The sequence below is a fragment of the Shewanella sp. Sh95 genome (assembly GCF_001308045.1).
Classification (GTDB): Bacteria; Pseudomonadota; Gammaproteobacteria; order Enterobacterales; family Shewanellaceae; genus Shewanella; species Shewanella xiamenensis.
The window spans coordinates 1-23,347 of the sequence record NZ_LGYY01000250.1 but is presented as its reverse complement, the minus strand read 5'-3'; the positions used below and the strand labels follow the sequence as shown (position 1 = coordinate 23,347).

Genomic DNA, 23,347 nt, shown 5'->3' with positions numbered 1-23,347 from the left:
TGTCTTACATTCAATCAGTGCCTTAGAGGCCAGCATCAAGCTGTTTAATCGTTTTAGGTGAAGTTCTGGGCAGTATTGGTGTAAAGAATGTTGTAGGATATTGGCTTCGCGCATCTTGTTGTCCAAGTGTAGTTTTTAGCGAAACCATTTGATCATGCAACAAGATGCGCTTCCACCCTAATTTGATGATTTATTTGTAAATCATCAGGGGATTCTTCAGCCCAATGCCTGCGTATGGTCAAAAGCGGTTTGGGATAGATATTCATTAGGTTGAGTTGCACACGCCCTAGTGCTCGCTAAATATCAAGCCATACTGGCTTTCGTTGCATTCACTCAACGAGACAGTAAATAGAAACTAAAATTGATACTGGCTTAGGGTTTCTATTAGGGACTAATTCAGCAGTATCCAGTTTGAATTTAGCCCTAAATGTCTTGTGGTGTAGCGCTGATGTATTCACCTAAAGTGATCGATAAGATAAGAAGACCTCTGCAGCTTTGGTGGCACAAAAAATAGTGTGCCACTTCACCCTTAGCAGATGATCAGTTCTTAAAAATTTGGACAGAATCATCTATCTCTGCGGATTCTTCCTGCATAACGGGTGGGTTGGCGATATGGTCGTCTAAATTATCACTCAGCATTTCACGGTATTCTGCGCTAAACCAGTCGAGTGCATTGTCTTTTTCTGCACCTAAATCGGCGGATTTAATCGCCGCTTCAAAAGCATTAAAACGGGCCGCCGCAAAACGCAGGGCGGTACCTACTTTGCCTACATCACCTTCTTGCTGGCTTAGCTGATTGGCTAAGGCAATAAATTGATCGGCAAGTTCAAAAATAGTGGTGTTGCTCGTGTCTGTCATAGCGCTTACTCAAAATAATTTATTGGTGGGCGATTCTATCCTAATTTCGATCGGAAGGAATCGCTAACTCTTAACTATTGGGATCTAAGTCTGTTGTGACGGTTCCCGTTCTTGAATCGTAATAAATGGATAATTTATCGTTAGCCCGATAAAAATATCGGCATTGATTAGGGTTGAGATAACTGGCTTTATAGTCTGTTTCCGTGGCATCAATATTGAGTCGTGAGACGCTCGGCTGCGCATTTTGGAATAACACTTCCCATACAGAGACACAGTCTTCCACATTATCTAATGAAGGTGATGCCTCATTGCCATAAATATAGTGTTGGGCAGGCCAACCGTTAGCATTAAAGTCCACTTGTTCAGATTGTGCTGTGCCAAATACGGGCAAATCTTCCTTGGGGCCTGAGCCTACTTTCACTGCCCAAACTGAACGCGCTAAATTTAAACCGGATTTAAATCCTGCGCCTGCGGCTTTGACTGTAGCTATCTGCGCATCTTGCTGCACATTGATAAACTTGGGCAAAGCCACAACGGCTAAAATTCCAAGCACAATAATCACTACAACGAGTTCAATTAAGGTAAAGCCTGCGGATTGTGGACTTGAGCCTTGTAAGCGGTCGCGGATCATTTATCTGAATGAATAGGGGATAAGTGCCGACACTATAGCACTTAATTGGTGGCATTTTAACTTGAACTATCAGCAGTTCAGGCGAATTAATCGTACAGTGAGCTTGTCATGGTTGCTTATCACTTTTAAGCTAACGGCATTGTAACTTAAGTAAGAGAAACTGATTTTGGCGACTTGGCAAGCATTTATCGACCATCAACGTACGCAACCTTACTATCAACAGCTGATCGCATTTGTGAATCAACAGCGAGAAGCGGGCAAAGTGATTTATCCTCCGAAAGAGGATGTGTTTAATGCATTCAAAACAACGCCGCTCGAGCAAGTGCGTGTAGTGTTAATTGGTCAAGATCCCTACCATGGCCCCAATCAAGCCCATGGTTTATGTTTCTCAGTGAAACGAGGGGTTAAACCGCCGCCTTCGCTTGCCAATATGTATAAAGAATTGGTTAACGATATTCCGGGATTCCATATTCCCAACCATGGTGATTTAACGGCCTGGGCTGAACAGGGGATTTTGATGCTTAATACTGTCCTCACGGTAGAACAGGGGCAAGCGCACTCCCATGCCAATGCGGGCTGGGAAATTTTTACGACGGAAGCGTTAAAGCTGCTTAATGCGCAGCAACGTCCAATTATCTTCGTGCTGTGGGGGAGTCATGCCATCAAAAAAGGTGCTGTGATTAACGCGCCACAACACCAAATTCTATCGGGACCGCATCCATCTCCTTTATCGGCGTATCGTGGTTTTTTTGGTTGTGGGCATTTTTCAAAAGTGAATCAACTACTGATGGCTCGGGGCGAAGCGCCGATCCAATGGCAAGTTTAAGTTCCATGTTGTAAAGAATGCTAAAAATAAAAAGGCCTTGCTAAGCAAGGCCTTTTTATTGATTGTTCACAACAGCTTAGTGGTTGCGATCTACTGATATTTTCGCCAGTGAGACTAATGCGGTTTTAAAATCACTGTCAGGTAATGCCGCAAGTGCAGCAATAGCCTTATTTGATTCCTCAATGGCCTTTTGCTGAGTATAAGTGAGCGCGCCGCAATGATGCAGAGCGGCAACTATCTTCTCAATCGCATGGGTGCCATCACCTTGCTCAATCGCATGACGAATGAGTTGCTGCTCTTCTTCTGTGCCATGGGCAATGGCATAGATCAGCGGTAATGTCGGCTTGCCTTCGGCGAGGTCATCACCGATGTTTTTACCTAACTCTTCACTGTCGGCGGTGTAGTCGAGCAAATCGTCGGTCAATTGGAAGGCTGTACCTAAATACTTCCCATAATCGCCCAACGCCGTTTCTTGTTCAGGTGTGGCGCCCGCTAATACAGCGGCAAGTAAGGTTGCTGCTTCGAATAGCTTTGCAGTCTTACAGTAAATCACCCGCATATAGCTTTCTTCGGTAGTATCTGGGTCATTACAGTTCATTAGCTGTAATACTTCGCCCTCAGCTAATACGTTGGTGGTATCGGCTAGTACCCGTAATACTCGCATATTGTCGAGTTCAGTCATCATTTGGAATGAGCGGGTATAAAGGAAGTCACCCACTAATACACTGGCGCTATTACCAAAGAGCGCGTTGGCGGTTTCGCGGCCGCGTCTGAGGGTCGATTCATCGACCACATCATCGTGCAGTAATGAAGCGGTATGAATAAATTCAATAATCGCGGCAAGCTTAAGGTGGGCTTCACCTTTATAGTCGACGGCGCGAGCGGCGAGGACGGACAGTAAAGGACGAAGACGTTTACCACCACCATTGATAATGTAGAAACCTAGCTGGTTGATCAGGGCGACATCTGACTCCAGCTGTTTATAGATCAGCTGATTGACTGCTTGCATATCAGTGTCAGCCAGTTGACGAATAGCGTTTAAATCCATAATAGACTCTGGTTGTGGGGCCATTACGTACCCGGCCTGTATTTTAGGCTCACGTGTTATATAGAATGAATTTTACCTAAAATTCTGACATATGACAGTACTCACACTACTAATGTGCGAGTTATTCCGGCCTTTTTTTATTCTTTCCTAATTAGGGCTTGCCAGATAAGGATTCTTCGCGTAAACTCCGCGCCCATTGTCAATAAAGTTTTTGTAGCATCCTGCCCCCAAGAATGTGGGCCAGCATGTTAGGAATATCGGAGTAAAATAGCTATGTACGCTGTTTTTCAAAGTGGTGGTAAACAACACCGTGTAGCCCCTGGCCACACAGTTCGTTTAGAAAAATTAGAAGTTGCTACTGGTTCAACTGTTGAATTCGATCAAGTTTTACTGATCGCTGACGGTGAAAAAGTGCACGTTGGTGCTCCTTTAGTGGCTGGCGGTAAAGTCGTTGCTGAAGTAGTAAGTCATGGTCGTGGCGAGAAAGTAACTATTGTTAAGTTCCGTCGTCGTAAGCACCACGACAAGAAGTTGGGCCACCGTCAGTGGTTCACCGAAGTTAAAATTACTGCTATCAACGCATAATAGGAGTCTAACTCATGGCACATAAAAAAGCTGGCGGTTCTACTCGTAACGGCCGTGATTCAGAAAGTAAACGTCTAGGTGTTAAGCGCTTTGGCGGTGAATCAGTTCTAGCTGGTAACATTATCGTTCGTCAACGTGGTACTAAATTCCACGCTGGTGTAAACGTGGGTATTGGTCGCGACCACACTCTGTTTGCTCTGACCGACGGTAAAGTAAAATTCGAAGTTAAAGGTCCTAATAACCGTAAGTTTATTAGCATCGAAGCTTAATTTTCGAGTCTAGCTTATACTGTAAAGCCCCGCCTTTGGTGGGGCTTTCTGTTTTTTGTGCTTCTACTTACCTACGTTTCTGGAGCGATTTGATAAATCTTTATCAAATTAAGGGCGTTGACTGGTAAGATTGGGAGCAAGTATCTCGAGTTTTTTGGCGACCGATGAAGTTAAACGGTATAATTCCTTCATTCAGTGATGCCAGGAGTAAGTATGAAGTTTGTCGATGAGGCAGTAATTAGGGTCGAAGCAGGCGACGGCGGTAGCGGTTGCGTGAGTTTCAGACGCGAAAAATATATCCCTGATGGTGGTCCTGATGGTGGTGATGGTGGTGACGGCGGCAGTGTGTATCTGGAGGCCGACGAAAACTTCAACACCTTGATTGAATATCGTTTTGAACGTTTCCACATGGCTGAACGCGGTGAAAACGGTCGTGGCCGTGATTGTACTGGCCATAGTGGTAAAGATTTGATTTTAAAAGTGCCTGTGGGTACTCGTGCTATTGATCATGACACCGAAGAAGTGCTTGGTGATTTAACTACCCATGGCCAGAAGTTATTAGTGGCAAAAGGTGGTTTCCATGGTTTAGGGAATACTCGCTTTAAGAGCAGTACAAACCGTGCGCCACGCCAGAAAACCTTAGGTACACCGGGTGAAGTGCGTAGCTTAAAATTAGAACTGCTATTGTTAGCCGATGTTGGCTTGCTTGGTATGCCTAATGCGGGTAAATCGACCTTTATTCGTGCAGTGTCTCGTGCGACACCTAAGGTTGCGGATTATCCCTTTACGACATTAGTGCCTAACCTCGGTGTGGTTAACCCACGTCCAGGCCAAAGCTATGTCATCGCAGATATTCCTGGTTTGATCGAAGGCGCGGCAGAAGGTGCGGGTCTGGGTATTCGCTTCTTAAAGCATTTAGAACGTTGCCGTATTCTGTTACATATCATCGATATCGAGCCAATTGATGGCACAGATCCTGTCGACTCTGCCCGTGCAATCGTCGGTGAGCTTGAAAAGTATTCGCCAAAACTGGCAAGCAAACCTCGTTGGTTAGTCTTCAATAAGGCCGATCTACTGCTCGAAGACGAGCTAAAAGAAAAGGTTGACCGAGTTGTTAAAGAGCTTGGTTGGGAAGGTGAGGTTTACACTATTTCCGCCTATGGCCGCGATGGTACTAAGGAATTGGCGACTAAGCTGTGGGATTTCATCCAAAGTCTTCCTCCTGAAGATAAAGATGCAAATCCAGATGATGAAGTCGAATTCAAATGGGATAATTATCATCAAGCTAACATTGAGTCCGTCAATGAAGATTATGATGATGACTTCGATGATGACTTTGATGATGATGACTACGATGTTGAAGTCATCTACCAAAGATAATATCCATATCTAAGTTTTGAGAGTTTCGTGTACGCAGATACTCAAAATGATATTACTCGGCAAGTTGTGCGGGTTGCACAACTCTTGCTGGCCTACGGTGCTGAATCTGATTTAGTTGAAGAAATCAGCCAGCGCCTAGGTCAGGCCTTAGGCTTAGCAAGTATCGAGCTTTCTATTTCCTCCAATTCCCTCGTGTTAACGAGTTTAGTTCATGGTCGCTGTATCACGACAACGCGTCGGATCCGTGAGCATGGCATTAACATGACCATAGTGTGTGAGTTACAACGTATTTGTTTACTTGCAGAAAAAGGCCTCTATGGCCCCAATGAAGTGCGCAAACGTTTAGCCCGCATCGAGCCTAAGACCTATCCTCCTTATCTTGTTATATTGATGATAGGCTTATCCTGTGCGAGTTTTTGTCACCTCTTTAATGGTGATGTCGCGGCTTCAATCATTACCTTTTTCGCCTCTGCGGTGGGAATGTCGGTGAGACTTGCGATTGCAAAGCGGCATTTTAATTTGCTGGTGAATTTTGCGGTGACGGCATTTGTCACTAGCATGTTGGCGCAGACGGGTTATGTATTCAACTTGAGTGAGACTCCGCAGGCGGCCATGGCGGCCAGTGTATTAATGCTGGTGCCGGGATTCCCAATGATCAATGCGATTTCTGATATGGTTAAGGGGCATATGAACGTGGGCATTTCCCGTTGGGGACATGCAACATTACTGACGGTTTCTTCGGTCATTGGGATTACAATCGCAATGCAACTTGGTGGTATTTTTCTGTGATGGAATTACTGACTATTTTGCTACACGATGCCTTTTTCTCAGCGATCCCTGCCATCGGCTTTGCCATGGTATTTAATGTACCTAAACGCTTTTTAGTCTACTGTGCATTAGCTGGCGCAATTGGTCATAGCTCTCGCACACTTATGCTGCAATTTGGCTTACCCATTGAGTGGGCGACCTTTGCCGCGGCGGCGTTAGTGGGCACTATTACTATCGGGTTTGCAAAGCGTCATTTAGCGCCGCCGTTGATGTATGCAGTTGCTGCCATTATCCCCATGATCCCAGGTACTTATGCATTCAATACTGTGATTGCCTTAGTGCAACTCACGGCACAATCGCAGGTAAGCCAAGAGCTAACAGGCCAAGTGATTAGTAATGGGCTAAAAACAGTCTTTATTCTAGGGGCACTATCGGTTGGTTTAGCCTTGCCGAGTTTGCTGTACTTTAGAACCCGTCCAGTTATTAAATAAAAACAATTCCACAGGAGTGACCATGCGCATTGCTATGATAGCCGCGATGGCAAACAATCGAGTCATCGGAAAAGACAATAAAATGCCATGGCATCTACCCGAAGATTTACGCCATTTTAAAGCCATGACCTTAGGTAAGCCAGTTGTGATGGGCCGTAAAACCTTTGAATCAATCGGTCGACCTTTACCTGGGCGTCATAATATTGTGATTTCTCGCCAAGCGGATTTATTGATAGAGGGCGTAACCTGTGTCACATCATTTGAAGCTGCCAAAGAGGCGGCTGGCGATTGTGAAGAGTTGGTGGTCATTGGCGGTGGACAATTGTATCAACAGCTATTACCCCAAGCCGATAGGCTCTATCTAACTCAAATTAACTTAGACGTTGAAGGTGATACCTTTTTCCCTGCTTGGAAAACCGATGAGTGGCAAGAAACCGAATCCGTAGCGGCTATAAATGCTGATGGGCTGGAATATCGCTTTATCAATTTGGCAAAAAAATGTTAAATTATGTCGTTATGTTGTGTACCCTGTGCGTATGGATTGTCAATATGTCGAAGGTATTATACCGGCTAGGCGCCAGTAGGCTGAGATAACTGTGTTATCGAGAGCTATCTGGACCTGAGGGGGCAATTATCGTTAGATATAGACGCAGACCATACAAACCATAAAAAAATTATAAGAAAGTATTAAGGAGTATCGGATGCGTCTAATGCCTGTAGCCTTGGCTGCACTAATCGGATTTAGCTATGTTTCTGTGCCAACCTCGGCTAAAGCGAATGAAGCAGATCCGCTTGTTGCGAGTATTTGTGATTACGTTAAAGCGAACGATAAAAACCGCTTACGTAAAAAATTAAAAGAAAGTCGTGTTAAATTGCGCCAAGTTTACAGCGGAATTAGTTGTGACGGCCAAAGCTTACTACGTACCGCCTATGCCGTGAATGCGAATGATGCGGGTGAGTTTGTTGCTAAGCGGTTATCCGCCAACGAGCTAAGCGTACCAGAAGCGGATGGCATGACTATCCAAGCTTGGGCTGAGGCAAATGGTCATAGTGCCAGTCCTATCACTGCAGCGGTTAAAGAGCGTTTAGGTGCAGGCGCTGGCGGTGAAGAAGAGTAATAGCCTGTTTAATCATTTTCTCGCGTGCTTTTACATAGGCAAAGAATAATACGTAAAAAATGCCGAACTCAGTTCGGCATTTTTTATGGGTGTCGTTTAGGCCGTTTTTACTGAATATTGAGTTGAGTTCCGAAATTGCATTTATAGCATTTGGCTGCGGTATAGCCTGATAACCGAGTTCAAGGGAAAGCGCAAGCCAAAGAAAAGGGCCGCGACAGCGACCCTATTTATACCTGAGTGTTTGCTTACACTCTAAATTCACCGACAGAAGCTTGTAGCTCTTCGGCAAGCTTAGCCACCTGATGGCTTGATTGGGCGGTTTGATCTGCGCCAATCGCGGTCTCTTCCGAAATTGCTGCAATATGTTCTAGTTTTTCAGACACTTGTTGGCTTACTAAATTTTGTTCCTGCGCGGCGTGGGCAATATGAGTGCCTGCATCATAGGCTTTATGCACCGACTGGCTGATGGTCTCTAGGGCAAGGTTGGCTTGTTCTGTTTTTGCTACGCAGGCATTGGCTTGGGCACGGCCCATATCCATCGCAGCCACTGCTTGCTGTGCCCCTTGTTGTAGTACCTCAATCATTTGTTGAATTTCACGGGTCGAGACTTGGGTTCTTGATGCTAGGCTTCTTACTTCGTCGGCGACGACCGCAAAGCCACGGCCCTGTTCACCCGCCCGCGCGGCTTCAATGGCCGCGTTCAATGCCAATAGATTCGTCTGTTCGGCAATACCGCGGATCACATCCAAAATCGACCCAATTGAGGCGCTATCCGATTGGACCTTGTTAATCACTTGGCCTGCTTTAGCCACTTCTTCCGCTAAGGCCAGAATGGTGTGTTTATTTTCCTCGGCAATAGCACGCATATGCTTAGCTTCTTGATCAGCTTGTTTAATTTGTGCGAGGGCATCATCGGCACTCATCGACACTTGTTGCGCGCTGGAGCTTAATTCTGTCGTTGCGGTAGCCACTTGATCGACTTGATTCTTTTGTTCTTGGATACCCGTGGTGGTTTGTGCGGTGATTGCAGAGGTCTGTTCAGCTGCGGCGGCAAGCTGGTTTGAACGATCTAAAATACCCGCAATTAAGCCGCGTAAACTATCGACCAAGCGATTACAGTTTTTGGCAAGTTCAGCAAACTCATCGTGACCTGAATCATCTAATTTGTGGGTTAAATTACCTGAAGCGAGCACATTCAGCGCATTGTTTACTTGGTTCAGCGAGCGTTTTAGGGGCGTGACTACGGCAAAGCTGATAATAACGGCGACAACAATTGCGATAAGCACCACAATCATAGTGCGGATACTGGCTGCATCAATTTGAGCAATGGTTTCTTGGCTCATTTGTGCCGCAACCGCTTCGATATTATTGCTCACTTCTTCCATGTTACGATCGATGATTTTAGCGTCTTTCTCAATAATGCTGAGTTGATTCGATGCCGCCAGAGAATGACTCAACTGGCTCGCTTTGAGTTGCACCATAGAATCTGAGCCTTCGAGGAGTGCCAGTACTTTTTTAATATCTTGGTTAATCGATTCTAAGGTATCAGCTTCAATAATACCCTGCGCATGGCGGTTAACGTATTCGAGCTTATTTTTGCTTTCGCTAAGAATGTAATCAAGTTCCTTGGAAATGAGTTCGTGTTTACTCATTTCTTCGTTTGTCACCAAATCAGCAATGGTGGTGATGATATTCCCCATGCTGCTATCAATTGCACTGGCTGAAGCTGCAAGACTCTGGGCATCAGGGTTTTGGCTATTTTCTAAATCGATAATATCGAGCAGTACCGATGAGGCATCATCGGCGGCATTTTCGAGTTTCTTTTTTAAATTGATAAGCTGTTCTTGTTTGCTTAACGCGGCTTCTCGCTCGGTAAGCATGGCCAAACTATCCCGCTCAAAGGTAGAAAAGCTTGTATTTAATTGAGAAATCAATGATGACAAGTTGTTTTGCTTTTGAACAAGCTGGTTAAGATTGCTGATCTCATTTTTAAACTGGGCGCTATGGTCGTTAAATACTTTACGGATATCGGGAATGAGCCGGGATTTTGGGGCATGGTAAGCGATTAATACTTGACGCTGTTGCTCACTCAGGGACTCGGTTAAATGATTGGTCGATTTTAGGGCTGGCAGGCTGAGTTCTTGCATCATCGCCGAACTATCTTTGAGGCTAATGTTCGTCAGGTAAGAGGTAAATCCTAACAACACAAGTAAAAGCGTGACTATGCTAAACCCGCCAATGACTCGGGTGGCTACATTAACTTTCATAGGATACTCCGGTTATTATTATATTATTCCGAATGAAAAGATTATTAAATTCAGGGCTTAGACGCACTGTCGTTTATCGACCAAAGTTAAGGTTAGTTTAACTCTTTTTTAACTTTTTTTGGGTAATTTTTTGGTCTTTTTCAAGATGCCATAGTGTGAGGTGTTCTCCCCAGCAACAGCCTGTATCGAGTGCTTTTAACTTAGGATCTTTCACTTTTCCCATCAATGCAGCCCAATGTCCAAACACTAATGTGTGACTTTGGCGTAACGCCGACGTAAATTCAAACCACGGGCGAAGCTGTGGATTACTGCAATTTTCTGGTGGCTGTTTACAATCAAAATCCAAATGACCATCGATATACAAATAACGCATGCGGGTCAACGCATTAATACAAAATCGCAGCCGATTTATACCAATAGCACTTGGGTCCCAACGTTCTTCGGTGTCGGTATACATTTGGCGAATGAGTGCATCGAGATAGTCATTTTGCTGTAGGGCTTGGCTAACCAGTTGGGATTCTTGCTTTAATTGTTCTAACGACCACTGCGGCGGTACGCCAGCATGGGTCATGATGACGTTATGTTCTGGCAACTCCCGCATTAAGGGTTGCTGCCTAAGCCAGTCGATAAGGCTCGAAATATCCGGTGCGTTTAATAGTGGCGTGAGGTTATCACTGGGTTTATCCCGCTTAAGTTTGCCATGCAGAGCGAGTAAATGCAGATCGTGGTTCCCGAGAACCGTTTTACCCGCATCACCTAGAGATTGAAAAAAGCGCAGTGTCGCTAATGAATCTGGGCCTCTAGCGACAAGATCTCCCACCGCCCACAGTTCATCGCGGGATGGATTAAAGTCGACTTTAGCAAGTAATTTTTGGAGTTCGGCAAAACAGCCTTGGACATCACCAACAAAATAATGGGCCACAGTATCCTTTCTTAAATTAAATCAGTGTAATAAACCAGGGGTCGCTAAACGGAAGGGCTTAATGGTTGCCTTAAAACGTTCGCCAGATTCGCTGACCATACCATAAGTGCCATACATAATGCCAAGAGGCGTATCGAGTACTGTGCCACTGGTATATTGGTAGGCGGTATTGGGTGGAATGCTTGGGGTTTCGCCGACTACTCCTGCACCTTGTACTTCAGTCATTTTGCCGTTCGCGTCGGTAATGATCCAGTGACGGGTTTCGAGTTTTGCGGTCTGCTCACCGAGGTTGATAATGGTGATAGTGTAGCTAAAGAGGTATTTCTGATCCTCTGGCGAGGATTGTTGTTCAATATACTCGGTTTTGACTTCGACTCGGATAGAGTTATCCAATACGCTCATGTGAGTTCCTACAATGATATTGGGCACCTAGGTGCCCATCAAACTTAACTGCTTAAGCCTGCTTATCACATACCATATTCGCCATTGCAACATATTGTTCAACGGAGATTTGTTCTGGACGCAGGTTGTGATCGATACCTAACTGTTCGAACTCTTCATCACTTAACACTTGTTTGAGGTTATTACGCAGTGTTTTGCGGCGCATATTGAATGCCGTGGTACATAGCTGGCGTAGCACATTCACATCTTTACAGGGGAAGGGTTTTTCTGCATAGGGCAAAAGGCGCACTACGGCAGAATCCACTTTCGGTGGCGGCGCAAAGCTATGGGGTGGTACTTCGAGTACGGGGACCACTTGGCAAAAATATTGTGCCATAACCGTTAATCTGCCATAGGCTTTCGTACCTGGACTTGCAGATAAACGCAGCACTACTTCCTTCTGCAACATAAAGTGCATGGTTTCAATCAGTTCGGCAAACTCGAACAGATGGAACATTAACGGAGTTGAAATATTGTAAGGTAAGTTACCAAAAACTTTGAGTTTTTTACCTGGGACAACCAACTGACTAAAATCAAACTGCAATGCATCGCCCTGATGAATGGTGAGCTTATCCTTAAGTACTGGGTGATGCTGCAAGCGCTCAACCAAATCGCGGTCTAACTCCACTACGGTGAGATTGTCTATCGAGGAGGCGACTGGCTCCGTTAAAGCGCCAAGGCCTGGGCCGATCTCTACCATCACATGGTCGTTATCGGGGGCAATCGCACCCACAATGCGGTTAATCACATTGTTATCAGTTAAGAAGTTTTGTCCGAAACGCTTTCTGGCCGTGTGGCCTAAATGTACTTTGCTACTCATTAATATCTAATCGTTTAGTTTTTTGAGGATAACTCAATGGCTTTATTCAAGGCGCAGACAAAACTGCCGATATCGGCTTTGCCAGTTCCCGCAAGATCGAGCGCCGTACCATGGTCAACCGAGGTACGGATATAAGGTAAACCTAAGGTAATGTTTACCGATTTGCCAAATCCTTGTGACTTTAGAACGGGTAAGCCTTGGTCATGGTACATGGCCAAGACGACATCCGCGTCCTGTAAATATTTAGGTTGGAACAGGGTATCGGCGGGTAGAGGGCCGACAATGTTCATTTGATATTCTTCACGCAGTTCATTCAGTGCCGGAATAATCACATCGATTTCTTCCCGGCCAAGATGGCCGTCTTCACCCGCATGGGGATTTAAGCCACAGACATAAATCTTAGGCGAAGCAATGGCAAACTTGCTGATAAGGTCAGCGTGTAAAATCTTGATAATATGATGTAAGCGTTGGCGTGTAATGGCTTTAGCAACATAAGCCAGTGGAATATGAGTGGTCACCAGTGCCACTTGTAAACCTTGAGTTGCTAACATCATCACTACATCGGGGCAGTTAGCCTGATGGGCAAAAAACTCGGTATGACCACTAAAGGAAATCCCTGCTTGATTGATGATCCCCTTATGCACTGGGCCGGTGACAACGGCATCAAACTCGCCACTCATGTTTTTTTCACCTGCGTAACGCAGAGTCTCAACCACATAGGTACTATTTTGCTCATCAAGTTGCCCACAAACGGCTTCAGTGACGAGCTTGAAGGGGGCGATTGTCAGCGTACCTGCTGCTTGAGGTTTTGGGGCCTGATCAGGCAAATAGGGGCGAAAGGTAACATGAAGGCCAAGTCGTTTAGCCCGGCTGGCTAATAATTCAGGATCCGCACAAACGACTAACTCAGCAGGCCAAGCCTGCTGAGCCAGTTGCACGACTAAATCGGGGCCGATACCCGCAGGTTCTCCGGGGGTAACGGCAATACGTTTAGTGGTCAATTTACCTTAACCTCGATTAGACTCAGGCTGAAAGACTTCAATGTATGCGTCGGCACGCATTTCGTCTAGCCAGTTTTGCAGTTCTTCGTTAAATTTGCGACGGAAAATCAGTTGGTGCGCACGGTTAGTATTAAATTGATCCGTGGCATCGGTTTTTCTACGCTCTTCTAACTGAGTGATATGCCAGCCGTGGGTAGTACGGAAAGGCTCACTGATCTGATCAGGGCTTAAACTATTAAGTGTCTGCGCAAATTCTGGCACATAAATACCAGGCTCAGCCCAACCTAACTCGCCCCCCTTAGTCGCTGAACCCGGATCTTCAGAGTATTGACGGGCTAAATCTTCGAATTTAGCTTCGCCTGAACGAATTTGCTTCAGGAACTGTTCTAACATGGCCTTAGCGCGATCTTCCGACAGAATTGGCGATGGCTTGAGCAGGATATGACGCGCTCTCACTTCTTCAATTTCTTTGGTTTGTAAACCACGAGCATCCATAATCTTGATGATATGGAAGCCAGCACCGCTTTTAATTGGGCCGATAATATCGCCTTTTTTGGCGCCATTAATGACTTCAGCAAACAGGGTTGGCATCTCGTTGATGTTCATATAATCCCAAATACCGCCTTCAAGTGCTTTAGGGCCAGATGAAGAGGCGATAGCGGTGCGGCGGAAATCCTCACCACTCTTTAAACGTTCAAGCACGGCATTGGCGCGTTTGCTTGACGCTTCGAGTTGTTCACTGGTGGGATTATTGGGGACATCAATCAGGATATGGCCGATTTGGTATTCGACGTCCTTCATGCCTTGCTCTTGGATCAGTTTCACTAGGCCAGTGATTTCCTGTGGTGAAACTTGGATACGGCGTTGTACTTGAATACGTTGGATTTCACCTAAGGTGATTTCTTCACGCAGTTGCTCACGGTATTGGCCGAAGCTTAAGCCTTCGCTCTCAATTTTTTGCTGCATTTGTGCCACGGTCATTTTTTGTTCGCGCGCAATGTTTTCAATGGCTTGGTCTAACTGTAGGTCACCAATATGTAGACCAATGCGATCCGCCATTTGTAATTGCAGACGAGTCAAAATTAATCGCTCGATAACCTGGGTGCGCAGTGCACTGTCGGAGGGTAACGATTGATTCGCGGCCTTAGCATTGGCTTTAACCGTGTCAATCATATTGGTGATTTCACTTTCGAGCACAATACCGTCGTTGATTTGAACGGCAACACGGTCGAGTGGCTGGGGAGCTGCCATGGTTGGCTGGCTGATAGCGAGTGCAAATAAAGCAAAAATCAGATGTTTACTGGGTTTCATCCACAAAATCCTTGGCACGTTCTAAGGTCAGATTCGACGGCTTATTTAAGTTAACTTTACCATTTATATCGAAATTACAGTGAGTTGCCTAAATGTTCTTTTGTTGGTAACTCTTAAAAGATGCGTCACTCAATTCAGTTATTGGGTGAACGCACAGCTTTCATTAACTTGTTTGGACTCTCAGTCCTTGTTGAGGTTCAGCAATCTACCACAATTCTTTGCTAATTCCTCAGATAAAGCGGTTTTCTGTAGTTAAACAGACCATCATTGAGCATATCCGTTACACCTAATGGACCAGAACCACCGAGCCCTTTGATGACTAAGTTGAGGTACACACCACGCTCAAATTGCTCGCGCTCATCGATAATGGCTGAGCCGATGTTGTCATCGTAGTTGGTTTTAATGCGATAGTGATAACTGAGGCGAATTGCATAACAGCATGATTCATATTGGAAACCTGTATAGGTTTCTATGCTACGACTCTCGTTGAGGTCATAGTACCAGTTGCCAACAAAATAGAGGCTGTCATTGATAGGCCAAGCTCCGCGAACACCTGCTTGGGAGATATTAACCAAATCGTTAGTGTTGGAGTTCAGTAGATCGGGTACATAACGATAGCTTAATTGCAGTAGTTTGTTGGCTTCAGGACGGAAGTCTAAGGTGACTTCGGTCTTTTTATTGTCACTGGTGTTGGTATCGTACTGAATGGCCGCGCCTAAATACCAGTCTTGGCTTAAACGAGTATCTAACTCGGCCGCCAATACTGAAGTTGATTGATTTTGCTCAAAAATATTATCTTCGAAGCCTAGCTTACTGTCTTGAAGATAGAAGATTTGTCCGAGACTGAATTTGGTCGCTTCTTGGTTATGGTCATCGAAGAAACGAGTTGTAATACCAAGAGTCACTTGGTTGGCATCGGCGATACGGTCAAGGCCGGAGAAGCGGCGATCCCGGAATAGACCAAAGTAGTCGTCCTGCAATTGGGCGGTATCGTAAATACCAATACCCCGTTGATCCTCATAACCTACATACAGATACTGGAATTGAGGTTCGAGTGTTTGGCGATAATTTTGCTCAAATAGCTCGGTAAAACGTTCGAAGTTGATTTGTCCGTTGATACGCACCTGAGGAATGGTACGGCTTACAGTGTCATCTAAGGTATCAAATTTAGTGTTATTTTTGTCCTGCCAATAGTTAGTTTGCATTAACTTTAATTGGCTCGTCAGTGAGCCTGAAGGACCATGGATTGGCAGTGTTAGGCTGGGTGCCATATGCAAACGGGTTGCCGTGTTTACATCGTCATCTTGGTGGGCAAAATTGGTCAGCTCGGAGTTAAAACCAAAGTCCAAGTTGTTCCAAAAGTCGGCGGCACGGTAGTTAAAGTTAACCTGTGGCATCACTTGGTATGGCTTTTCATCTTCGCCCAGTACTTTAATATCCTGCACCCGAGTGCTGATATCCCAATCACGTTCGAAGTAACTGACTTCGCCAATCCGTGATAATTGGTTATCGGTCGCACGGTTAACATCAGACTTTAAGTCGTTGAAATAGTTGTTATCCGAAACTTCAGTAAAGTTAGTCAATACTCGCCAGTTTTTATCGATAGCCCCCTGGTGTTGCCAGTTATACAGGTAACGATTTGGGCTGCCGCCGATCATTCGATCACTGCCTAGATATTCAAAATTCAAACGGCCATTTTGAGCTTCACCCGCGAGATAACGAAACTCAGTTTTAGTGAATAACCCGCGGTTAGTCATATAGTTTGGCGTAAATGTCAGGTCGTATTCCGGTGCAATATTCCAATAGTAGGGCGCTGACACCTCAAAACCGTTGGTGGTGCTGGTGCTAAAGCTTGGATAGAGGAAGCCTGTTTTACGTTTGTCTGAAACCGGAACCGTCATATAAGGGATGTAGAACACCGGAATATCGGCCACTCGCAGCTTGGCATTCCAGATCTCGCCCCATTCTTCTTCGCTGTTGATCTTAATTTTTTCGGCTTCAAGCAACCAAGAGACGTTGTCAGGCGGACAGGTGGTAAAGTTCGTATTGGTTAAAATCAGGTTGTTGTTTATGGTGATTTGCAGTTTTTCTGCATCACCGTGTACCTGTTGCCCGTGCAGCCAATACTGTGCGCCTTTGAGGGTGGCACGATTGCTGCGCATTTGCGCCTGTAGCGAGTCTGCGGTAACGGTAAAATTGCTGTCTTGGAAGACTAAGTTGCCATTAGCATCAAATTGTTCTGTGGCTTGATCGAGGATGGCTTCATCGGCAGCGATGTGTCTATCGCCTTGGCTGAAGACCACATCACCGGTAAAAATCGCTTGCTTACCCATTTCAGCTTTTGAGCGGTCTGAAGCTATTCGAATTTTTGCTTGTTCAGCCGCACTCAACCCCGGTTGAGATACGATACGAGGTACTGGCGGTTCGATTAGGCATTGTGATGCTGAGGTTGCGGGAGATTCGTCTGCCAGGACTAATTTAGGTAACAGGCTCAAGGCCAGAAGGTAACGGATCTGCATCTTAGGTCAATAATAATGATTTCTTAGTCTGGACAAGTATCGACGGGGAAAGTTGCAAACTACAAGTGCAACGCAGCAAATAAATCTCTCAATTTCTTAGCTGTTTCCAAATTATATGCCAGCTATAATAAAGCAATTTTTCTATAAGAGCCATGAAATGACTTTATCCGATCCGAGATTTATTTCCCTTAATCAGTGGCTGAACCGTTATTTTTCCTATGATGTGACCCCGATATTGATTTCGGGTGATGCTAGTTTTAGACGCTATTTCCGCGTCGTTGCGCGTGATGCTAGCTATATTGTCGCCGATTCTCCGCCCGCCTTAGTGCCTATCGCGCCTTTTATCGCCCTCGCTAGTAGCTATGCTGCGGCGGGACTGACAGTTCCAAAAGTGATTACTTCCGATGCCGAGCAAGGTTTTATGCTTCTGAGCGATCTGGGGGATACCCAGTTATTGTCTGTACTTACGGACGATAATGTCGCCGATTATTACCGCCGCGCATTGGCATTATTGCCCCAGGTGGCCTCAGTGGTTGAGAGCCTTGATCCTGTCACAGGCAACACGCAGCCCTTGCCTTTATATGATGAGGCGTTTGTGCGCCGTGAGCTGGGGATCTTTACTGAGTGGTTGTTAGAGAGGCATTTACAACTCGAACTTAGCCATGAGGAACGCTTACTGCTGGAGAAGAGTTTTGGCCTCTTAGTAGAAAATGCCCTCGCTCAGCCAAAGGTGGGGATGCACCGGGATTTCCATAGCCGTAACTTGATGCTCAAAGAGGGCGAGCTGTGCGTGATTGATTTTCAAGATGCGGTGCTAGGGCCTGTGACCTACGACGCTGTGTCTTTACTGCGGGATTGCTATATCCGTTGGCCGCAAACCATGGTGCTGGAATTAATGCAGCAGCATTATCAGCAAGTGCTTGAGTTAGGGCAAATTCCGGCGCAGACATCCTTTACCCAGTACCAAACTTGGTTTGATTTAATGGGGCTGCAGCGCCATATCAAAGCTGCGGGTATTTTTGCCCGTTTACACTATCGTGATAACAAGCCCGCCTATATGGCCGATATTCCGCTAACCTTGTCCTACATTGTGGATATTGCCAGTGTTTATCCTGAGTTGGCACCATTTTCCGCTTGGGTGCAATCGCGCGTTGTGCCTGCGTTTGCGGCCAAGGAAAAGGATACTCAGCAGGGAGACAAGCAATGAAGGCGATGATCCTGGCGGCAGGCAGGGGAGAGCGTTTACGCCCATTGACTGACTCTTTACCAAAACCCCTAGTACCGGTGTTAGGTAAGCCGCTGATTGTGTACCATATCGAGAAGTTAGCGGCGGCGGGTATCGTGGATATCGTGATAAATCACGCTTGGCTTGGGCATAAGCTGGTCGAAACCTTAGGGGATGGTCACGACTTTGGGGTCAAGATCCAATATAGCGCCGAAGCATCGGCTCTCGAGACCGGTGGCGGAATTAAGCAGGCCATATCTTTGCTGACTGACGGCGATTCGGATGCGCCGTTTTTAGTGCTCAATGGTGATGTGTTTATCGATGCCTTGCCGACGATTGTCCCCCTAGCGGATACCGCTCTGGCGCATTTATGGTTGGTGCCGAATCCCGAGCAACATCCTAACGGTGACTTTGCCTTGGAGCAGGGCCTTGTACGTGAGCTGGGTGAGCAAAAATACACTTTCTCTGGCATGGGCTTATATCGCCCATCATTATTTGATGGCACGCCGGATGGTGCCTTTGCCCTTGGGCCTTTGCTGCGGGCTAAAATGGCCGATGGCCTGATCAGCGGGGCACACTTTAATGGACTCTGGTGCGATGTTGGGACGATTGCGCGTCTGCAAGCATTGGAGTCCGCGCTGGCGTAATGGCATATCGCCTAATGTTTGGCGCCTGAGTGAACGGTTTCACTCGCAATGTCGATTGAGTGACTGAATAAATTATCAAATTGGGAATTAAGATGCGCCTTTGGGGTAAGTTTTTTGGATTTGTTATCGGGTTTATGTTTGGCCGTATTTTCGGTGCGCTACTGGGCTTATGGCTTGGGCATCTCTACGACAAGCGCGCAGGTGGTGGCGCCAGTTTTAGTCAGATCTTAGGTCAAGCCAAGAATCGACAGGGGATATTCTTTAACACCACCTTCGCCGTAATGGGTCATGTGGCCAAGGCGTCGGGTCGAGTGACTGAAACCGATATTCGTATCGCGACTATGTTGATGGATCAGATGCGCTTAACGGGTGAAGCCCGTAAAGAGGCGCAGCAGGCGTTCCGTGAGGGTAAAGAGCCTGACTTTGACCTGCGTAGCAGCCTGCAAGCCTTTCGCGCTGTGACCCAAGGCCGTCAAGAACTGGTGCAAATGTTTATCGAGATCCAAATTCAAACCGCCCTATCGGACGGTGAGCTCGATGCCGCAGAACATGCAATTCTGATGACGGTGGCCCAAGAGTTAGGTTATGGTCGTGGGCAACTCGATGAATTACTTAAACGTTGGCAAGCGGAATACCGTTTCCACCAAACCTCTAATGGAAATAAAACCTCGATTACCGACGCCTATCATTTGCTCGGCATTAATGCCGAGGCAACGGATCAGGAGGTCAAGCGGGCTTATCGTAAGTTGATGAATGAACATCATCCCGATAAATTGGTTGCTAAGGGATTACCACCCGAGATGATGGAAATTGCCAATCGTAAGGCGCAGGATATCCAAGCTGCGTACGACAGAGTGAAATCGGAGCGCGGCATGCGCTAATGCTTCGGCTAACGTTGTCGACGCAAGGAATAATAACGATAGATAAGGGATTAAGATGAAATACGTTAACCGATTAAGTGTGATTGCAGGTTTATTACCTCTAACCCTCGCATTACCAACCTATGCCGAACCCGAGCTGTTTGTCGCCCCCTACGGTGGTTACAGCTTTGGCGGCAGCTCGTTCGATATCAATGAACTCGATGCTAACAACGCTGAAACCAATAATAAGCAGAGTGTGGGTATCGAAGAGGCGAGCCATTACGGCCTCATGTTAGGGATTGGCACTAACGATCCCGGCAATATTTACCTGCTTTACAGTCGCCAATCCTCCGAGCTGAAAAGCGGTGGCCTGTTTACCCCAGACTTAGTCGCCTCCTTAGATGTGGACTATATCCACCTTGGCGGCACTTTATTCTTCCCAAGTGGCGATTTTCAGCCCTACATTACCGCCAGTGCCGGGGTGACTCGGATGATGCCCGATGATTGGTCAACTGAAACCCGTTTCTCCATGGGCATTGGTGGTGGCGTCGAATATCGTATGATGCAAAACTTTGCGTTGTTTGCGGATCTGCGTGGCTACGCGACCTTTATTGACAGTGACACCTCACTTTTTTGTAATGAAGACCAATGCTTATGGCATGTCACATCGGATGTAATGTGGCAAGTGCAAGCCAATCTTGGGGTCAAACTCAGTTTTTAATTTTCCTGCTTTATGGGCAAGGCGCAAACGCAGTTAAGAGGTAAAGATGAAAATAGTCGTACTCGATGGTGAAACCTTAAATCCTGGGGATCTAACCTGGCAAGCGGTCAGCGCATTAGGGGAATTTAGCTGTTTTGCTCGCACGCCCTCGGCGGAGATTATCCCCCGCGCTCAGCATGCCGAAATTGTGCTCACCAACAAGATGCCCCTCGATGCCAACACCTTAGCCCAACTGCCTAAGCTTAAATATATCGGCGTGCTCGCCACCGGCACTAACGTGGTGGATCTTGCCGCCGCAAAAGAGTTAGGCATAGTGGTCACCAACGTGCCCGCCTATGGCCCCGATGCCGTCGCACAAATGGTGTTTGCCCATATTTTGCATCACACGCAAGCCGTTGCGGCGCACCATCAAGCCGTTGCCGCAGGGCAATGGAGTAATTGCAGTGACTTTTGTTTTACTTTAATGCCGCTGCAATCCCTTAAAGGTAAAACCTTAGGCTTGATTGGTTATGGGGATATTGGCCAGCAGGTGGCTAAACTCGCTTTAGCTTTCGGTATGAAGGTATTAGTCAATACCCGCACTCAGCCCCGCGATTTACCCCAAGGCGTGAGTTGGACATCACGCGATACGGTATTCAAGGAGTCCGATATTCTCTCGCTCCACTGTCCACTTACCCCTGAAACCACCGAGCTGATTAATGCCCAAACCCTCGAGTTAATGAAGCCGCAGGCGCTACTGATCAACACCGCACGCGGCGGCTTAATCGATGAGGCCGCGCTGGCTACGGCATTAAAGCAGGGCAAAGTCTTTGCCGGCGTCGATGTTCTCTCAACCGAACCACCGAGTGCAGATAATCCACTACTAACAGCACCCAATATCAGTATCAGCCCACACAATGCTTGGGCGACCAAAGAAGCACGGCAAAACCTACTCAATATCGCGACGGCAAATCTCAGCGCTTATCTAGCTGGCGATAGAGTGAATTGGGTGAATCCATAAGGCTTGTGGGTTAGCTTGTTTCTGTAGGAAATGTTTTCATTCCAAAGAAATGCAGTTGGAATTGAAGGGGGAAAAATGTGTTGGATAGTTCCCTTAACGGCATAAAATTTGGGGGAGACGATATTTAAGTGCTGAGTTATAGGTGAGCCATGGTATTCGCTCATCGACACGCAGCGAGTCCGTCCGTGGATGCTCGACCGCCCCGTCCATGGGGCGGACGGTCGTCTCGCAAACCTCCATGGCTCACCTATTTAGCATCGGCGTAATCTGTAAGTTTTAAAGAAATACATAGCACGCTTTGGGACAAAAGCGTGCTATGTTTTGCGCGAAATTATCTCCATTTCGGATAAACAAAAATAATCCTAAACGCTGAGTCGTGAGCAACTTAAGGATGTAACGCTTGGCTTGAGGCTTTGCCTTTACACCATTTGCCGCTGTTATGCTGCTTTTTAAATTCACACATGCTATCCCATCGACCACTTATGCCACTGTATTGACGACGAAACTCTTTGGCTGATGTGAGCCACGCATCGGGCGCAACACCTAATTCATTGAGTAGCTTAGGTCGTTGATTATCGATATAGCCTTTCTTATCAAGGCGGATGGCGCGGCCTGTCCAATCAATCAGTTCGAGATAATCGGCAAAGTGAAACGGAATACCCACTTGCTGATTCAGGTGAGCTGCGCCATCGAATTGGACCAGAGACTTGTGGGGAATATGAGCTTCATTAGTTGAGAAGTCAGTTTGTAGCTTTGAGATAGCTAATGGGCGCTTGGGTGAATCTAGCGAGTTAATTCGCTCCTGAATCGATGTAAAATCAGAGGATTGCAAAGAATCGGCAATGCCTGCTCTGATTGGATTTAAATCGACATACATCATGCACGCGAGCAAGGCTTGCTCATCTAACAGTGCTTGCGATTTAAAACGACCTTCCCAAAAGGCGCCTTTGCACTCATCTTCACGATTAGCCTTACGGGCAATTTCTTCGTTTAAACAACGCATAAACCAAGAAATACTGCTTAATCGTTCATGCCACTCGGTAATTAAGCCATCGAGCAACATGCGTTCACCTTCGATTAATGCATCACCATTCATATACTTAGTCGCGACTGCATGGCCTTTAGTGATTTGGCACCAACGGCTGATAATGTCTTTTTGCGTTAAGGATTTGGCCTTATCGACATCTATTTTAAGCACTAAATGATAGTGATTGCTCATCACCGCGTAAGCGCAAATATCCACACAAAATATCGCAGACAAGGCTTTGATTTTATGAACAATCCAGCCACGTCGATGTTCGTAACTACGTCCAGATAACTTATCCTCGCCGCACAAAAAAGCCCTTCTAACACAGCGATTTATCACATGGTAGAAGGGCGTTGAATTAGCATCAATTAGCTGTCTTCTTGCCGAAGTCATCGCAAACTCCACACAGACAAAATCAGGATATTTTAAAGCCTAGTTGAAGGTGCTGAATAACACAAAAAGATATGGCTGTCCCCGCTATTACCCGGCACGTTTTAATACATCGGCGGTGAGTTGGGTACGGGAACGAATACCAACAAAATGAGCATCTTTGATGGATTCGTGCAGGGCTTCATCACCTAACGAGGCTTTGTGATACTCAATATTGGTGTA

24 protein-coding genes and 1 pseudogene are annotated in these 23,347 nt (G+C 46.3%); 13 read left to right on the top strand and 12 right to left on the bottom strand.

Translation table 11 applies throughout. The features are described 5' to 3' along the window. Positions 1 to 540: 540 nt before the first annotated feature. Positions 541 to 858, bottom strand: a complete 318-nt coding sequence (locus AEA42_RS18995) for a DUF3144 domain-containing protein (RefSeq protein WP_055648549.1) — start codon at positions 856 to 858, stop codon at positions 541 to 543. Between the two features lie 70 nt (positions 859 to 928). After that, entirely contained in the window at positions 929 to 1,489 is a 561-nt protein-coding gene (locus AEA42_RS18990; RefSeq protein WP_037421445.1) for a prepilin-type N-terminal cleavage/methylation domain-containing protein, read from the bottom strand. Positions 1,490 to 1,649: 160 nt separating this feature from the next. Between AEA42_RS18990 and ung the strand changes: the two genes are divergently transcribed. Further along, complete coding sequence (gene ung, locus AEA42_RS18985) at positions 1,650 to 2,315, top strand: uracil-DNA glycosylase (RefSeq protein WP_086023977.1); 666 nt, start codon at positions 1,650 to 1,652, stop codon at positions 2,313 to 2,315. Between the two features lie 76 nt (positions 2,316 to 2,391). Here the strand turns inward: ung and ispB are convergent, their stop codons facing one another. Next, on the bottom strand, positions 2,392 to 3,363 hold the full coding sequence (ispB, locus tag AEA42_RS18980; RefSeq protein WP_037426181.1) for an octaprenyl diphosphate synthase: 972 nt from the start codon (positions 3,361 to 3,363) through the stop codon (positions 2,392 to 2,394). A gap of 273 nt (positions 3,364 to 3,636) precedes the next feature. Between ispB and rplU the strand changes: the two genes are divergently transcribed. The 7 genes from rplU (at position 3,637) to AEA42_RS18945 (ending at position 7,974) form a co-directional block, all read left to right on the top strand. Next, entirely contained in the window at positions 3,637 to 3,948 is a 312-nt protein-coding gene (rplU, locus tag AEA42_RS18975; protein ID WP_011073451.1) for a 50S ribosomal protein L21, read from the top strand. A 14-nt stretch (positions 3,949 to 3,962) separates the two neighbouring features. Further along, a complete protein-coding gene (gene rpmA, locus AEA42_RS18970) occupies positions 3,963 to 4,217 on the top strand; it encodes a 50S ribosomal protein L27 (RefSeq protein WP_007650346.1) in 255 nt (84 codons plus the stop codon). 213 nt (positions 4,218 to 4,430) lie between these two features. Next, on the top strand, positions 4,431 to 5,597 hold the full coding sequence (gene cgtA, locus AEA42_RS18965) for an Obg family GTPase CgtA (protein ID WP_037421441.1): 1,167 nt from the start codon (positions 4,431 to 4,433) through the stop codon (positions 5,595 to 5,597). Positions 5,598 to 5,624: 27 nt separating this feature from the next. Beyond that, positions 5,625 to 6,386, top strand: a complete 762-nt coding sequence (locus tag AEA42_RS18960) for a threonine/serine exporter family protein (protein WP_037421437.1) — start codon at positions 5,625 to 5,627, stop codon at positions 6,384 to 6,386. Continuing rightward, on the top strand, positions 6,383 to 6,856 hold the full coding sequence (locus AEA42_RS18955) for a threonine/serine exporter family protein (RefSeq protein WP_037421434.1): 474 nt from the start codon (positions 6,383 to 6,385) through the stop codon (positions 6,854 to 6,856). The genes AEA42_RS18960 and AEA42_RS18955 overlap by 4 nt, the downstream gene beginning before the upstream one ends. A gap of 22 nt (positions 6,857 to 6,878) precedes the next feature. Further along, a complete protein-coding gene (folA, locus tag AEA42_RS18950) occupies positions 6,879 to 7,361 on the top strand; it encodes a type 3 dihydrofolate reductase (RefSeq protein WP_055648548.1) in 483 nt (160 codons plus the stop codon). Between the two features lie 196 nt (positions 7,362 to 7,557). Beyond that, positions 7,558 to 7,974, top strand: a complete 417-nt coding sequence (locus AEA42_RS18945; protein WP_037426172.1) for a DUF3718 domain-containing protein — start codon at positions 7,558 to 7,560, stop codon at positions 7,972 to 7,974. Between the two features lie 245 nt (positions 7,975 to 8,219). Here AEA42_RS18945 and AEA42_RS18940 read toward each other — a convergent pair whose 3' ends face one another. The 7 genes from AEA42_RS18940 to lptD all read right to left on the bottom strand — a co-directional run bounded on the left by AEA42_RS18940 (position 8,220) and on the right by lptD (position 17,255). Beyond that, the gene (locus AEA42_RS18940) at positions 8,220 to 10,241 is read right to left on the bottom strand and encodes a methyl-accepting chemotaxis protein (RefSeq protein ID WP_037421426.1); all 2,022 of its coding nucleotides are present in this window, start codon (positions 10,239 to 10,241) and stop codon (positions 8,220 to 8,222) included. A 97-nt stretch (positions 10,242 to 10,338) separates the two neighbouring features. Beyond that, positions 10,339 to 11,163 (bottom strand): symmetrical bis(5'-nucleosyl)-tetraphosphatase, encoded by an 825-nt coding sequence (locus tag AEA42_RS18935; RefSeq protein ID WP_055648547.1) that lies wholly within the window; start codon positions 11,161 to 11,163, stop codon positions 10,339 to 10,341. A 21-nt stretch (positions 11,164 to 11,184) separates the two neighbouring features. Further along, positions 11,185 to 11,565, bottom strand: a complete 381-nt coding sequence (apaG, locus tag AEA42_RS18930) for a Co2+/Mg2+ efflux protein ApaG (protein ID WP_037421420.1) — start codon at positions 11,563 to 11,565, stop codon at positions 11,185 to 11,187. Between the two features lie 52 nt (positions 11,566 to 11,617). Further along, the gene (rsmA, locus tag AEA42_RS18925) at positions 11,618 to 12,424 is read right to left on the bottom strand and encodes a 16S rRNA (adenine(1518)-N(6)/adenine(1519)-N(6))-dimethyltransferase RsmA (protein WP_037421417.1); all 807 of its coding nucleotides are present in this window, start codon (positions 12,422 to 12,424) and stop codon (positions 11,618 to 11,620) included. A 14-nt stretch (positions 12,425 to 12,438) separates the two neighbouring features. Further along, entirely contained in the window at positions 12,439 to 13,425 is a 987-nt protein-coding gene (gene pdxA / locus AEA42_RS18920) for a 4-hydroxythreonine-4-phosphate dehydrogenase PdxA (RefSeq protein ID WP_037421414.1), read from the bottom strand. A gap of 6 nt (positions 13,426 to 13,431) precedes the next feature. Then, entirely contained in the window at positions 13,432 to 14,736 is a 1,305-nt protein-coding gene (gene surA / locus AEA42_RS18915; RefSeq protein ID WP_037421411.1) for a peptidylprolyl isomerase SurA, read from the bottom strand. Between the two features lie 221 nt (positions 14,737 to 14,957). Next, positions 14,958 to 17,255, bottom strand: coding sequence for an LPS assembly protein LptD (lptD, locus tag AEA42_RS18910; protein ID WP_037430773.1), 2,298 nt, complete (start codon positions 17,253 to 17,255; stop codon positions 14,958 to 14,960). A gap of 115 nt (positions 17,256 to 17,370) precedes the next feature. Here lptD and AEA42_RS18905 point away from each other — a divergent pair, with 115 nt between their 5' ends. The 5 genes from AEA42_RS18905 (at position 17,371) to AEA42_RS18885 (ending at position 21,708) form a co-directional block, all read left to right on the top strand. After that, positions 17,371 to 18,462 carry a phosphotransferase gene (locus AEA42_RS18905; protein ID WP_055648546.1) on the top strand — a complete coding sequence of 364 codons (1,092 nt, stop codon included), beginning with the start codon at positions 17,371 to 17,373 and terminating at the stop codon, positions 18,460 to 18,462. Then, entirely contained in the window at positions 18,459 to 19,127 is a 669-nt protein-coding gene (murU, locus tag AEA42_RS18900; protein ID WP_055648545.1) for an N-acetylmuramate alpha-1-phosphate uridylyltransferase MurU, read from the top strand. Before AEA42_RS18905 ends, murU begins: the two co-directional genes overlap by 4 nt. A 92-nt stretch (positions 19,128 to 19,219) precedes the next feature. Beyond that, the gene (gene djlA, locus AEA42_RS18895; RefSeq protein ID WP_011718024.1) at positions 19,220 to 20,008 is read left to right on the top strand and encodes a co-chaperone DjlA; all 789 of its coding nucleotides are present in this window, start codon (positions 19,220 to 19,222) and stop codon (positions 20,006 to 20,008) included. A 55-nt stretch (positions 20,009 to 20,063) separates the two neighbouring features. Further along, entirely contained in the window at positions 20,064 to 20,708 is a 645-nt protein-coding gene (locus AEA42_RS18890) for an outer membrane beta-barrel protein (RefSeq protein WP_011718023.1), read from the top strand. A gap of 46 nt (positions 20,709 to 20,754) precedes the next feature. Further along, positions 20,755 to 21,708: a D-2-hydroxyacid dehydrogenase gene (locus AEA42_RS18885; RefSeq protein ID WP_055648544.1), complete on the top strand. Its 954-nt coding sequence runs from the start codon at positions 20,755 to 20,757 to the stop codon at positions 21,706 to 21,708. 385 nt (positions 21,709 to 22,093) lie between these two features. Here the strand turns inward: AEA42_RS18885 and AEA42_RS18880 are convergent, their stop codons facing one another. Then, on the bottom strand, positions 22,094 to 23,128 hold the full coding sequence (locus AEA42_RS18880; RefSeq protein ID WP_055648543.1) for a transposase: 1,035 nt from the start codon (positions 23,126 to 23,128) through the stop codon (positions 22,094 to 22,096). A gap of 105 nt (positions 23,129 to 23,233) precedes the next feature. Then, positions 23,234 to 23,347, bottom strand: a pseudogene (locus AEA42_RS21995) (hypothetical protein); the annotation flags it as partial.